The 13130-nt window shown below is 71.3% G+C and carries 11 protein-coding genes; 5 read left to right on the top strand and 6 right to left on the bottom strand.

Annotated elements, in window-relative coordinates:
* The first annotated feature begins 221 nt into the window (after positions 1 to 221).
* From HHX30_RS28405 to HHX30_RS28390, 4 genes are all read left to right on the top strand, one after another.
* Complete coding sequence (locus HHX30_RS28405; RefSeq protein ID WP_169985345.1) at positions 222 to 1319, top strand: alcohol dehydrogenase catalytic domain-containing protein; 1098 nt, start codon at positions 222 to 224, stop codon at positions 1317 to 1319.
* Between the two features lie 121 nt (positions 1320 to 1440).
* Positions 1441 to 2874, top strand: coding sequence for an APC family permease (locus HHX30_RS28400; RefSeq protein WP_211592642.1), 1434 nt, complete (start codon positions 1441 to 1443; stop codon positions 2872 to 2874).
* Positions 2875 to 2977: 103 nt separating this feature from the next.
* Positions 2978 to 4000 carry an NADP-dependent oxidoreductase gene (locus HHX30_RS28395; RefSeq protein ID WP_169985343.1) on the top strand — a complete coding sequence of 341 codons (1023 nt, stop codon included), beginning with the start codon at positions 2978 to 2980 and terminating at the stop codon, positions 3998 to 4000.
* 11 nt (positions 4001 to 4011) lie between these two features.
* Positions 4012 to 4407 (top strand): MerR family transcriptional regulator, encoded by a 396-nt coding sequence (locus tag HHX30_RS28390; protein WP_169985341.1) that lies wholly within the window; start codon positions 4012 to 4014, stop codon positions 4405 to 4407.
* Here HHX30_RS28390 and HHX30_RS28385 read toward each other — a convergent pair.
* The 5 genes from HHX30_RS28385 to HHX30_RS28365 all read right to left on the bottom strand — a co-directional run bounded on the left by HHX30_RS28385 (position 4386) and on the right by HHX30_RS28365 (position 9501).
* Complete coding sequence (locus HHX30_RS28385; RefSeq protein WP_169985339.1) at positions 4386 to 6050, bottom strand: DUF6350 family protein; 1665 nt, start codon at positions 6048 to 6050, stop codon at positions 4386 to 4388. The genes HHX30_RS28390 and HHX30_RS28385 overlap by 22 nt on opposite strands.
* Positions 6051 to 6362: 312 nt before the next feature.
* On the bottom strand, positions 6363 to 7235 hold the full coding sequence (sucD, locus tag HHX30_RS28380) for a succinate--CoA ligase subunit alpha (RefSeq protein ID WP_169985337.1): 873 nt from the start codon (positions 7233 to 7235) through the stop codon (positions 6363 to 6365).
* A complete protein-coding gene (sucC, locus tag HHX30_RS28375; RefSeq protein WP_169985335.1) occupies positions 7235 to 8416 on the bottom strand; it encodes an ADP-forming succinate--CoA ligase subunit beta in 1182 nt (393 codons plus the stop codon). Before sucC ends, sucD begins: the two co-directional genes overlap by 1 nt.
* 157 nt (positions 8417 to 8573) lie before the next feature.
* A complete protein-coding gene (locus HHX30_RS28370; protein ID WP_169985333.1) occupies positions 8574 to 8975 on the bottom strand; it encodes a cobalamin B12-binding domain-containing protein in 402 nt (133 codons plus the stop codon).
* 76 nt (positions 8976 to 9051) lie between these two features.
* Complete coding sequence (locus HHX30_RS28365) at positions 9052 to 9501, bottom strand: MarR family winged helix-turn-helix transcriptional regulator (protein WP_169985331.1); 450 nt, start codon at positions 9499 to 9501, stop codon at positions 9052 to 9054.
* Positions 9502 to 9675: 174 nt separating this feature from the next.
* Between HHX30_RS28365 and HHX30_RS28360 the strand changes: the two genes are divergently transcribed.
* Positions 9676 to 10581 (top strand): hypothetical protein, encoded by a 906-nt coding sequence (locus tag HHX30_RS28360; protein WP_169985329.1) that lies wholly within the window; start codon positions 9676 to 9678, stop codon positions 10579 to 10581.
* 232 nt (positions 10582 to 10813) lie between these two features.
* On the opposite strand, the gene pcrA is transcribed toward HHX30_RS28360, so the two are convergent.
* Positions 10814 to 13087 carry a DNA helicase PcrA gene (gene pcrA / locus HHX30_RS28355; protein ID WP_169985327.1) on the bottom strand — a complete coding sequence of 758 codons (2274 nt, stop codon included), beginning with the start codon at positions 13085 to 13087 and terminating at the stop codon, positions 10814 to 10816.
* Positions 13088 to 13130: the final 43 nt, after the last annotated feature.

The following is a 13130-nucleotide window of genomic DNA, read 5'->3' as shown; positions in this document are numbered from 1 at the left end:
TCCCCTCTCCGGAGCACGCGACATCCGTCGCAGAACTGACGCAGTGTCACCGTGACATCGGCCCGCGACGGGCGCGAAGTATCGGATCGGCGCACTGATCGCAGGTGGATGGACATTTGGCCAGCTGCCGCGGCGACGCCCGCGTCCCTAGCCTGAACCCTTGTTTCAGTAACACCGGGTGACGGCAGGGCTGTTCCCCGGGCCCCGAGGAAGGGAGCAGCATGCGCGCCGCGGTATTCGAATCCGCCGACCGGCCCGTCCGGGTCGAGCAGGTGGAGCTCGCCCCTCCGGGTCCGGGCGAGGTCCGCGTGAAGATCGCCGCGGCCGGGGTCTGCGGCTCGGACCTGCACGTACGCCGCGGCGAATGGGACGTGCCGCTCCCTCTGGTGATGGGGCACGAGGGCTCCGGCGTGGTGACCGAGCTCGGCCCGGGGGTGACCAGCCTCGCGGAGGGCGACCACGTCGTCCTGTCCTGGGTCGCCCCGTGCGGGCGATGCCGGTACTGCCGGTCCGGGCACGAGGCGCGTTGCCAGCTCGCGGCGACCGTGGTCGCGCCCGGAGGCGTCCTCCAGGACGGCACCAGCAGGCTGAGCCGGAGCGGGGAGACCCTCTACCACTATCTCGGGGTGTCCTCCTTCGCGGAGGAGGCCGTGGTACCGGCGTCCGGCGCCGTCAAGATCCGCGAGGACGCCCCGCTGGACACCGTGGCCCTCGTCGGCTGCGCGGTGGCCACCGGCGTCGGCGCGGTGACCAACACGGCCGCCGTCCTGCCCGGCAGCACGGTCGCCGTCATCGGCTGCGGCGGGGTCGGGCTCTCCGTCGTCCAGGGCGCCAAGCTGGCCGGAGCCGAGCGGATCGTCGCGATCGACACCCGTGCCGAGAAGACAGCGCTCGCGATGACGCTCGGGGCCACCGACCAGCTCTCCGGCGCCGGCGCGACCGATCCCGAGGCGCTGCGCGACCTCCTGCCGGACGGCGTCGACTACGCCTTCGACGCGGTCGGCCACCAGGCCACTTTGGAGTCGGCGATCCAGATGCTCGGCCTGGGTGGTGCGGCGGTGGCCGTAGGCCTGCCGCCCAAGGGCACGCTCGCCCGGTTCGACCCGCTCGTCCTGGCCGAGGCCGACCAGCGAATCCTCGGGTCCAACTACGGGAGCGTCCGCCCGGCCATCGACATCCCGGCGCTGGTCGACCGCTACATGGACGGCCACCTGCAGCTCGACCAGCTCGTCAGCAGGCGCACGACGCTCGACGAGGCCGGCCACGCCCTGGACGCCCTGGCCAGTGGCGAGGCGCTGCGCACCCTGCTCGTCCCCTGACCCCCTCCCCCGTCACTCACCGCCCTGCGCCCGGGTCCGTCGCAGCGGGTCAGGGCCCTGCCGCCCGTTCGCGCCGCCGGCCCCGGATCGCCGAGGCCCCGTTCGTACAAGGAACCCCCGCATGACACAGACCACCGCCTCCCACCGCCAGCACGGGCACGGGCTGCGGCGCGGGGCGATGTCGGGCGGCGAGGTCGTCGCCCAGGCCATCGCCAACATCGCCCCGAGCGCGGTCATCGCATTCTCCGTGGCCGGAATCTTCGCCAGTGCCGGCAACGCGTCCTGGCTGTCGTTCACCCTCGCCACCGTGGTCATCCTCGCCGTCGGCTACTGCATCTCCCAGTTCGCCAAGCGCCGGGCCTCGGCCGGCTCGCTGTACAACTACGCCGCCCAGGGGCTCGGCCCGCTCGGCGCGTACGTCACCGGCATCACGCTGATCATCGGGTGTTTCGGCATCGCGTCCGGCTCCCTCGCGGGCGCCGTCTACCACTTCAACGCCTTCCTGTCCGGGATCGGTCTGACGATCGACAACACGCTGTGGAACGTCGTGCTCGCGGTCGTGATCGGCGGCCTCGCCACGCTGTTCACCGTGTGGGGCATCCGGATGTCGGCGCGCATCTCGCTCGTCCTGGAGGTCATCTCGATCGCGATCATCACGGTGATGCTGGTAATCGTGCTGTTCGCCGGGGACGGGCCGGTCTTCGACAGCAGCCAGCTCACCCTCGACGGCGCCACGCCGCACGGCATCGCGGTCGGCATGGTGCTGGCGATCCTCGGGTTCGTCGGCTTCTCCAGCTCCGACGCCCTCGGCCGCGAGGCGCGCAACCCGTTCAAGGCGATTCCCCGGGCCATCATGTGGAGCGCCGCGGGCGTCGGCCTGCTGTACATCTTCGCCTCCTACACGCAGGTCGCGGGCTACCGCGCGCTGGGCGACCTGGGCACCAGCGGCAACCCGCTGGACGAGCTCGCGGTGGCAGTCGGCATGCCCGGCTGGTTCCGCCCGGTGCTCAGCCTCGGCGTCACGGCGTCGTTCTTCGCGGTCGTGGTCGCCCCGATCAACGTGATCGGCCGCATCGTCTTCGTCATGGGCAAGGAGGGCGTGCTGCCCGCCTCTCTCGGCCGGACCCACCGGACCCAGCAGACCCCGCATCGGGCGATCCTCGCGATCGCACCGATCGCCGTCGCACTGACCGCGCTGCTCTTCGCGCTCGGCGTGGACGGCATGGAGATCGTCGTCAACGTCGACACCTACGGCACGTACGGCTACATGGTGGCCTACGCCGTCGTCGCGCTCGCCGCGCCGATCTTCCTGCGGCGGGAGCGCGCGCGGGTGCGGCTCATCTGGCCGTGCGTGGTCGTCTCGGTGGTCGGCATGGCGTACGTCTTCTACGTCAACGTCGTGCCGTGGCCGGCCTGGCCGCTGAACTTCGTGGTCCTCGCCTTCCTCGTCACCGTCGCCGTGGCCCTCGTCTGGTACGGCTACCTCCGCGCGGCCCGGCCGTCGGTCGCCCAGACCATCGGCACGACCGAAACCGACTTCGCCGAGATGGCCTGACGACCACGCCGTGCCCGCTTGCCTTTGACGCGCGGGTCAGGGGTTAACGTCGTGGGGCCGTGCGGCCGCGCCGCCGTCCTCTCCGACACCGTGGGAGTTCCCAATGCCAGAAACCCTGCCCCGCGTCTCACGGGAGATCCGGCTCGTCGAGGTTCCGTCCGGCCTCCCCGGCCCCGAGCACCTGACCGTCGCCGAGGTCCCGATTCCCGTGCCCGGGGCCGGCGAGGTCCTGGTGCGCAACCGCTGGTTCCAGGTCTTCCCCTCACTGCGGACGCTGATCGCCGGAGGCGTTCCGGGCACGCCCTTCCCTCCGCTGCGTCCCGGGGACGCGTTGTTCGGTCCCGCCGTCGGCGAGGTCGTCACCGCTGGCGGAGACGGCGGCCTGCGTCCGGGCGACCTGGTCGCGCACTTCCGGGGCTGGCGCGAGTACGCCGCGGTCCCCGCGTCCGCGCCGCTGGGCGAGTCCCTGCCCGACCCGGCCGCGCATCTGGCGCCGGGCGCCACCGCGTACGCCGCCCTGACCCGGATCGCCCGCCTCCGCGCCGGTGAGACGGTTTTCGTGACCGGGGGCGCCGGAGCCGTCGGGTCGCTCGCCGGGCAGATCGCCCGGCGGCTGGGCGCGGCACGCGTGATCGGCAGCACCGGTTCACCGGCGAAGGCCGGGCGCATGACCGCCGAGCTCGGCTACGACGCGGTCGTGCTCCGCGACGGCGGCCCGATCGGCGCACAGCTGGCCGAGGCGGCGCCCGACGGCGTCGATGTGGTCGTCGACGCCGTCGGAGGCGAGCAGCTCCGGGCCGCGGTGGCCGCGGCGCGGCCGGGCGCCCGCGTCGTCGTGGTCGGCACCCTGGCCACCCAGTTGTCGGCCGCGGCCGGCGGCACGACGGCCCCGGTGGAGCTGGACGCCTTCCAGCTCATCGCCAGGAACATCACTGTCCGCGGATTCACCGGCGTCGACGCCGAGACCGACGCGGAGTGGACGGAGCGCTTCGGCGCCTGGCTCCGCTCGGGCGCCGTCACCTTCCCGCACACCCGAATCGCGGGCATCGAACGGGCGCCGCTGGCGTTGCGCGAGTTGTTCGACGGACGGCACGTGGGAACGGTCGTCGTGGAGACCTGGAGCTAGCAGGAGGCCCTGTGCGAATCGGCGACGCGGCGGCGGCGGCCGGGACCACCCCACGCGCGTTGCGCCTGTACGAGCAGCGCGGGGTGCTCCCGCCACCCCGGCGTACGCGGACGGGCCAACGCGAGTACGGCCCGCGGGAGGTCGCCCGCATCCGCCTGGTGCGGCAGCTGCTCGCCCTCGGCCTGACCATCGAGGACGTGGCCCGCTGCGCCGACCGCCTGGACCTGCTGGAGGGCGACACGCTGCCGCCGTACGGCAGCCCCGGCTGCTCCGGCGGCAGCGGCGTCGTGCAGCGCCGGATCGCCGCCCTGGACGCCGAGATCGCCCGCCTGACGGACCTGCGGGACCGCCTCGCCTCGGCCGTCACCGAGCGCTCTGGGACGGATCAGTCGCGATCCCAGGCGTAGGGATCGACGTAGATGACGTGCCCCCCGCGATCGTCGGATTCGTCCACGATGTCCTTGCGCGGCTTCGGCGGAGGAATCGCCGCGGGCTTGCGCGGAGGATTGGCCGCGGGCTTGCGCGGAGTGCCGGAATCACGGGAGGTGGCCCGGGCCCGCCGCGCGCTCATGTCGTCGAACGTCTCGGCGGCCGCGGCGGCGTGCTCGTCGGTCCAGTCGTCCCTGATCACGGGAATCGGCTGCGTCTCCGCCTCGGTGGCGTCCAGCCAGTGACCCGGCAGATGGGCGCCGCGGGCGGGCCGCACCCGGCCGGCCGCCTTGGCGATCACGGCGCCGGCCCTCCGCACCGGCTCGGGCGGGGTGGCCGGCCTCCGGGAGATCAGCCACCAGTTGGCGATGCCGGCCGAGATGCCGGCGGCCACGCCGACCTCGAGCGTGACCGACAGCGCCACCTCCCAGGGAGACGGCCCGACGGCGGCCAGGCCCGCCCCGCCGAGCGGGCCGCCCGACAGCGCGGCGAGCGTCCCGGCGACGAGGCCGGTGGTGACGCCGCAGACGAACCCCCACAGGGGCGCGGCCTCCAACGACGGGGTCGGCGCGACGCGGGCCGTCACCACGCCGGCGACGGCGCCGGCCGCGAACGGCACCGCGATCACGCCCATGACCCAGGCGGGCGCCGCGCCGGACGACGGCAGGGCGCCCAGCAGCGGCAGCATGGGCACCGCGCTCAGCTTGACCCCGGTGGGCGCGACCAGCGTCCCGGCGCCCACCGCGAAACCCGGCCCCGAGATGTAGGCCATGCCCCAGATCACGGCGTTGAAGAAGTAGAGGACCTCCAGGAGCAGGAGCAGCAGGCCGCCGACCACTCCGGGGCTGAGGACCTCCGACATCTGCTGGATCCTGGCGAAGTTGACCACCACGGCCCCGAGGACCAGCACGGCCCCGGCCAGGAGCATCAGCGAGATCGCGACGGCCGTACCGGAGACGAGCGACCGTGGCCGCTCGGGCAGCAGGCGCAGCATCGACCGCCACGGCCCGATCGTGCGGGCGGTGGCCACCGACCCCGTGACGAAGGCCAGCAGCAGGTGGCTGACCAGCGCCTCCCCCAGGAACGGCCGCATGACCTCGTTGCCGGAGACGAGGGCGATCACCCCGGCGAGCAGCGCGTACGGCGCGGCCAGCGAGATGCCGGCCTGGGCGATGAGCACAAGCTGGGCGCGGCGCCGGGCGTTCTCGACGTCGCGGGGCGTGCCCTTGGGCAGCCGGGCCGGCATCCGCACCCGCAGGTCGGCGTCGCGCGCCATCCACAGGCCGGCCCGGTAGAGCAGCGCCCCGGGCAGGATCATCAGCCCGATGGGCAGCAGGCCCACCCGGCCGCCGGGGATCGCGAAACCGGCGTGGTGGGCGGCGAGCCAGAGTTGGCAGGCCGTACGGAAGACGCCGGGCAGACCCTCTCCGAACGGCCCGCGAGGCGCGGCCATCCAGCCGATGAGCGTGACCGTGGTGAGCACGGCGAGGCCGACGCCGAGCGTCCCGACCGCGGCCAGCATGCCGGAGACGGGGAGCGGACGGCGGGTCTCCTCGTCGTCGCCGCCCCGGCCGAGCACGGCGCGGGGAGCGGTCCTGAACTGATCGAGAAGGCCCGTCACGCTACCGCATCATCCCAGCCCCGCCGCCTTCCTCCACGCCGCCACGCCGCCCACCCATCCAAATTCGCCATGATCTTGCAGTTTGTCGCACATCAGCCGCCCGAGCCGGGCACGGAGCCTTCGTGATCGTGCAGAAAGCCTGCGGACACCCCTGCGACCTGGGCGTATACGCATCGTGACCTTGCACTTCATCGGGAAGTGCAAGGTCACGAATGACGGAACCGCCGGCAGGAGCGCCGGTCGCCCGGCGACCGCCTGATCGCCAACGGTGGTGGTGCGGGTCAGTGGACCCGCATGCGACCAACTACAAGATCACGAGGACATGATCTCGCGCATCAGGCGGGCGGTCTCGCTGGGGGTACGGCCGACGCGGACGCCGACCTTCTCCAGGGCCTCCTTCTTGGCCTGGGCGGTGCCGGCGGAGCCGGACACGATCGCGCCGGCGTGGCCCATGGTCTTGCCCTCGGGCGCGGTGAACCCGGCCACATAGGCGACGACCGGCTTGGTCACGTGCTCGTCGATGTAGGCCGCGGCGCGCTCCTCGGCGTCGCCGCCGATCTCGCCGATCATCACGATCGCGTCGGTCTCCGGGTCCTCCTGGAACGCCTGGAGGGCGTCGATGTGCGTCGTGCCGATGACCGGGTCGCCGCCGATGCCGACACAGGTGGAGAAGCCGATGTCGCGCAGCTCGTACATGAGCTGGTAGGTCAGCGTGCCCGACTTCGATACCAGGCCGACGCGGCCCTTGGTGGTGATGTCGGCCGGGATGATGCCCGCGTTGGACGCGCCGGGCGAGGCGATGCCGGGGCAGTTCGGGCCGATGATGCGGGTCTTGTTGCCCTTGGAGACGGCGTACGCCCAGAACTCGGTCGTGTCGTGGACCGGCACGCCCTCGGTGATGACCACGCACAGCGGGATCTCGGCGTCGATGGCCTCGCGGACGGCGGCCTTGGTGGCGGCCGGGGGCACGAAGACGACGGACACGTCGGCGCCCGTCTGCTCCATGGCCTCCTTGACCGTGCCGAAGACCGGCAGGCCCTCGTGCGTGATGCCGGCCTTGCGGGCGTTCACGCCGCCCACGACCTTGACGCCGGCGGCGAGCATGCGGCGGGTGTGCTTGGTGCCCTCACCGCCGGTCATGCCCTGAACGATGATCTTGCTGTTCTCGGTGAGCCAGATAGCCATTACGCACCTACCGCGGCGAGCTGTGCGGCGCGCTTGGCCGCTTCGTCCATCGTGTCGACCAGCTCGACCCGCGGCAGCGCGGCGTCGGCCAGGATCTGCCGCCCCAGGGCGGCGTTGTTGCCGTCCAGGCGGACGACCAGCGGGTGGGTCACTTCCTCGCCCCGGCTCTGCAGGAGCTGGAAGGCCGAGACGATGCCGTTGGCGACCGCGTCGCAGGCGGTGATGCCGCCGAAGACGTTCACGAAGACCGACTTCACGGACGGGTCGGACAGGATGATCTCCAGCCCGTTCGCCATGACCTCGGCCGAGGCGCCGCCACCGATGTCGAGGAAGTTGGCCGGCTTGGGCTGTCCGGGGAACTCCTCACCCGCGTACGCCACGACGTCGAGCGTGGACATGACCAGGCCCGCGCCGTTGCCGATGATGCCGACGTTGCCGTCCAGCTTGACGTAGTTGAGGTGCTTCTCCTTGGCCCGGGCCTCCAGCGGGTCCTCCGCGGCCTTGTCGACGTACGCGACGTGCTCCGCCTGGCGGAAGTTCGCGTTGTCGTCGAGGGTGACCTTGCCGTCGAGCGCCTTCACCTGGCCGTCGGCCGACAGGATCATCGGGTTGACCTCGACGAGCGAGGCGTCCTCGTCGACGAACACGGCCCAGAGCTTCTCGATCAGCTCGGCGGCGCCGTCCAGCGCCTGCTGCGGCAGGCCGCCGGCCACCGCGATCTCGCGGGCCCTGGCCCGGTCGACGCCCGTCAGCGGGCTGACCGGCACCTTCGCCACCTTCTCCGGCGCGGTGTGCGCGACCTCCTCGATGTCCATACCGCCCGAGGCGGAGCAGATGGCGAGGAAGGTGCGGTTGGCGCGGTCGAGGAGGAAGGAGAAGTAGTACTCCTCCGCGATCTGGCTGGCCTCCTCGATCAGGACCTTGTGGACCGTGTGGCCCTTGATGTCCATGCCGAGGATCTGCGCCGCCTTCGCGTGCGCGTCGGCGACGTCGTCGGCCACCTTCACGCCGCCGGCCTTGCCGCGCCCGCCGGTCTTGACCTGGGCCTTGACGACAACGCGTCCGGTGAGCTGCTCGGCAGCCGCCCGCGCCTCCTCCGCGGTGTGCGCGACGATTCCGCGCGGCACCGGGATGCCGTACTCCGCGAAGAGCTCCTTCGCCTGATGTTCGAACAGGTCCACGAGGGTCCGTCCCTTTTGATGTCCGAGGCCGGGCGCCGTCGTCCCGCCCGGCGTTTCCGCGCATGAAGCCTAGTCCCCGTGGCGGCGTGACCACGTCAGCGGGTCCCACTGGAGCCTTGCCAACAACCCTCAAGTACGGCAGGGTTGGGCAAAATACCTAAACGGTGGCTGGAACCGCCGAACGGACCCATTCCACGATCTCCTGAGTCGTGGACCCGGGCGTGAAGATCCTGGCGACTCCCATTTTGTGCAGTTCGGGGATGTCGGCATCGGGGATGATACCGCCGCCGAACACCACGATGTCCTCGGCTTCCTCCTCGCGCAGCACCTCGAAGAGCCGGGCGAACAGCGTCATGTGGGCGCCGGACAGGATGGACAGCCCGATGGCCGCCGCGTCCTCCTGGATCGCCGTACGGACGATCTGCTCCGGGGTCTGGTGCAGCCCCGTGTAGATGACTTCCATGCCCGCGTCGCGCAGCGCCCGCGCCACCACCTTGACCCCGCGGTCGTGCCCGTCGAGCCCCGGCTTCGCGACGACGACCCGAATCCTGCCTGCCATGAAGACCTCCCGCAGATGGTGCTCGCTGCCCGAAGCGTAACCGCCGCGCGCCGCCTCCCCGCGGAACGGCCCCTCGTCAGCCGCCCGCCGGACGCTCCCGGAGCAGCGCGCGCAGGCCGTCCACGAGCCCCTGCCTCTCCTGCGGGGTCATCGTGCGCACGGCCGCCGTGAGCGGGTCGTCGTCGCGCCCGGCGTCGTCGCGGCCCGCGCCAGCGGCGGCGGCGGCACGCCCCGCCTCGGTGATCCGGACATAGACGCGCCGCCGGTCACGCTGGTCGCGCGTCCGCGCGACGAGACCCCGGCTCTCGACGCGGTCGAGGAGTTCGGTGGTCGCGGCCCGCGACAGCCGCAGACGCCCGGCCAGGTCGCCCACGGTGAGCGGTCCGTACGACATCAGGTGACGCAGGACCGACACCATTCGGGCGGTGAGGTCGCGGCCCGGAAGCAGGCGACCGGACGTGCGCAGACGCCGGTGGACGGCGGGGTAGAGCCGGGATATCTCCTCGACCGCCGCGTTCTCCTCCATGATGTCCTTTCGCTACGAACATTTCGCGGCGAAATAATAATCAGCCCGCATACCGGCCCACTAGCTGAAAACTCACAGTAAATGTGGATTTTCGTGACTTTCTTGTGATCATGAGCCGCGAAGATTTCCGAGCTGCCCTTTCGATCATGAGGGCACTTACGGGAGGAATCACCTTTGAAGCGAGCAATCATGGCGCTGGCGTGCGCCGCGACGGCCGCGCTCGTGGCGCCCGCCGTCGCCGCCCCCGCCCAGGCTCAGACCTCGGCGCAGGCGCCGGCCCCCGCCGCCGACCCGGCGGCGGCGCTGCGCAAGCAGTTCGTCGCCGGACACGGTGTGCGGTACGTCTCCACGAGCACGCTGAACATTCTCGGCATCCCCGCCATCAAAGTCACCTCGAACGGCGGCTACGCCTTCGGCCGGTCCGGCATCGTCGCCGCCGACAGCACACAGAAGGTCAAGTACAGCGACCTGCTGAAGGAGAAGGACGAGGACCTGAAGGGCGCCGAGGACCCCGTCCGCACGATCGTCATCGGCAGGACCGCCTACTTCTCCGGTGGCGTCTACGCGGATCTGCTCCCGGAGGGCAAGACCTGGGTGCGGGTCCCCGTCCAGCGGTTCGACTCTTCGCTGACCACGGGCGGCTTCTTCAACGCCACCGACTGGCGCACCCTCAAGACGGTCCTCACGACCACCAAGGCCAAGGGGCCTGGCGGCAGCGTCAACGGCGCGAAGACCACGCTCTACCGCGGCACCATCACCTTGGCGCAGCTCATGAAGATCAGCCCGGGCCTGAAGTACAGCCTCGCCAGCCTGGGGTCCAACCCCGGCAAGACCGTGGTGTCCTGGAAGCTGTGGGTCGGCTCCGACCAGCTCGTCCGCCGCGCCTCGGCCACCGCCGACCTGAAGACGAAGGCCGAGGGCAAGTCCGTCACCTTCACCCTGTCCGACGTCACCACGTTCGCCGGCTGGGGCAGGAAGGTCACGGTCAAGGCGCCGCCGAGGAGCCAGGTCGCCAACCTGAGCGACCTCGACAGCGAGCTGCCGGACACGCAGGGCCCGGTCATCCTGCCCAACGACTGAACCGGCGGACGATCATGCACTGAACCGCGCGGCCGAGCCCCTCGCGCGGCAGGGCCAGAGGCGGCCGGTCCCGGGTGATCACACCCGGGACCGGCCGTTTCGCTCCATCCCGCCGTTTCGCTCCATCCCGCCGTTTCGCTCCACCCCGCCGGACGCGTCTCCCGGTCAGGCGGCGACCACCGAGACCTCCGGCAGCGCCCGCGGCGAGCGGGAACGGGTCAGAGCTCGCCGATCAGAGCTTGTCGATCGGGGCGTAGGCGAGCAGCAGGGTCTTCTCGCCCTCGCTACCGAAGTCGATCTTCACGCGCGTCTTCTCGGCCTGGCCGTCCACCGCCACCACCGTGCCGAGTCCGAAGGTGTCGTGGGTGACCCGGTCGCCCGGCGACAGGTTCGGAATCTGCCGGCCGCCGGTCTTCTGCGCGGGAGCCGTACGGGCGGCCGGGCGGGAGGTCGCGGCGGACCAGGCGGTCTTGCCGGGGTCGCCGCGCCAGTCGACCAGGTCGCCCGGAACCTCCGACAGGAAGCGCGAGGCGGGGTTGAACGACGGCGCGCCCCACGCCGAGCGAACCGCCGACCTGGACAGGTAGAGCCGTTGCTTGGCCCGGGTGATGCCGACGTACGCCAGCCTGCGCTCCTCTTCCAGCTCCTTCGGGTCGTTCAGCGAGCGCATGTGCGGGAAGACGCCGTCCTCCATGCCCGTGAGGAACACCACGGGGAACTCCAGGCCCTTGGCGGTGTGCAGGGTCATCAGCGTGACCACCCCGCCGTGGTCGTCGCCGTCCGGGATCTGGTCGGCGTCGGCGACCAGCGAGACCTGCTCGAGGAAGTCGACGAGCGTGCCCTCCGGGTTGGCCTCCTCGAACTCGGCGGCCACCGAGATCAGCTCGTTGAGGTTCTCCAGCCGGCTCTCGTCCTGCGGGTCGCCCGAGGTCTCCAGCTCCGTCCGGTAGCCGGTGGCGCTCAGCACCTCCTCCGCCAGGTCCGACAGCGGAAGCTCCTTGGCTCGCAGCTCGTCCAGCATGGTGACGAAGTCGCGGATCGCGTTGAGCGAGCGGGTGGCCACTCCCGGCGCCTCGTCGGCCCGGCGCAGCGCCTCCCAGAAGGCGATGCGCTCGCGGTTGGCGAACGCCTCGACCATCGCCTCGGCGCGGTCGCCGATGCCGCGCTTGGGCACGTTGAGGATGCGCCGCAGCGAGACCGTGTCGTTCGGGTTGGCCAGGACCCGCAGGTAGGCGAGCAGGTCCTTGACCTCCTTGCGCTCGTAGAACCGCACCCCGCCCACGACCTTGTACGGCAGGCCGGTGCGGATGAAGATCTCCTCGAACACCCGGGACGCGGCGTTCGTGCGGTAGAAGACCGCCACGTCGCCGGGGGTGACCCCGTGGTCGTCGCTGAGCCGGTCGACCTCCTGCGCGACGAACATGGCCTCGTCGTGCTCGTTGTCGGCGACGTAACCGATGATCTTCGGCCCCGCGCCCTGGTCGGACCACAGGTTCTTCGGCTTGCGGCCCTCGTTGCGGGAGATGACCGAGTTGGCGGCGTTCAGGATCGTCTGCGTGGAGCGGTAGTTCTGCTCCAGCAGGATCGTCCGCGCGTCCGGGTAGTCGCGTTCGAACTCCAGGATGTTGCGGATCGTCGCGCCGCGGAAGGCGTAGATCGACTGGTCGGCGTCGCCGACGACCACCAGCTCCGAGGGCTCGACGCCCTCCCGCACCACGTCGCCGTCGGCGGTGCGCACCTCGGGCCGCCCGACCAGCTCGCGGATCAGCGTGTACTGCGCGTGGTTGGTGTCCTGGTACTCGTCGACCATCACGTGCCGGAACCGCCGCCGGTAGTGCTCGGCCACCTCGGGGAAGAGCTGGAACAGCGTGACCGTCAGCATGATCAGGTCGTCGAAGTCCATCGCGCCGGCCTCGGTGAGCCGCCGCTGGTAGGTGCGGTACGCCTCCGCGAGCGTGCGCTCCAGATGGGTCGAGGCCCGGTCGGCCGCCGTCTCGTAGTCGATCAGCTCGTTCTTGAAGTTGCTGACCTGCGCCGAGAAGGACCGCGGCGGATAGCGCTTGGGGTCGAGGTCGAGCTCGCGGCACACCATCGCCATGAGCCGCTGGGAGTCGGCCTGGTCGTAGATCGAGAAGCTGGAGGTGAAGCCCAGGCGCTTCGCCTCGCGCCGCAGGATCCGCACGCAGGCGCTGTGGAACGTCATGACCCACATGGCCCTGGACCGCGGCCCGACGAGCCTGTCGACCCGCTCCTTCATCTCGCGGGCGGCCTTGTTGGTGAAGGTGATCGCCAGGATCTCCCCCGGCTGGACGCCGCGCTCCGCCAGCAGGTACGCGACACGGTGCGTCAGCACCCTGGTCTTCCCGGAGCCGGCCCCGGCGACGATCAGCAGCGGACTGCCCTGGTGGGTGACGGCGTCCCGCTGCTGCGGGTTGAGGCCGTCGAGCAATGGATGAGTGGCGGCTCGGGTGGACACTCTCCTTAGGTTATGGCCGCGCACCGACATCCGGAGCCCACTCGCCCGGCAAGTCACGTTTAAGGTGATGTGC

The sequence above is a fragment of the Microbispora sp. H10836 genome (genome assembly GCF_012999525.1).
Taxonomy (GTDB): Bacteria; Actinomycetota; Actinomycetes; order Streptosporangiales; family Streptosporangiaceae; genus Microbispora.
Note: the sequence above shows the minus strand (reverse complement) of the source record. Positions and strands in the feature narration are given on the sequence as shown.

Coding starts and splice junctions, on each gene's coding strand:
- sucD (WP_169985337.1), bottom strand. CDS start 7,235: ATGGCTATCTGGCTCACCGAGAACAGCAAGATCATCGTTCAGGGCATG.
- HHX30_RS28395 (WP_169985343.1), top strand. CDS start 2,978: ATGCCAGAAACCCTGCCCCGCGTCTCACGGGAGATCCGGCTCGTCGAG.
- HHX30_RS28370 (WP_169985333.1), bottom strand. CDS start 8,975: ATGGCAGGCAGGATTCGGGTCGTCGTCGCGAAGCCGGGGCTCGACGGG.
- pcrA (WP_169985327.1), bottom strand. CDS start 13,087: ATGTCGGTGCGCGGCCATAACCTAAGGAGAGTGTCCACCCGAGCCGCC.
- HHX30_RS28365 (WP_169985331.1), bottom strand. CDS start 9,501: ATGGAGGAGAACGCGGCGGTCGAGGAGATATCCCGGCTCTACCCCGCC.
- HHX30_RS28405 (WP_169985345.1), top strand. CDS start 222: ATGCGCGCCGCGGTATTCGAATCCGCCGACCGGCCCGTCCGGGTCGAG.
- HHX30_RS28400 (WP_211592642.1), top strand. CDS start 1,441: ATGACACAGACCACCGCCTCCCACCGCCAGCACGGGCACGGGCTGCGG.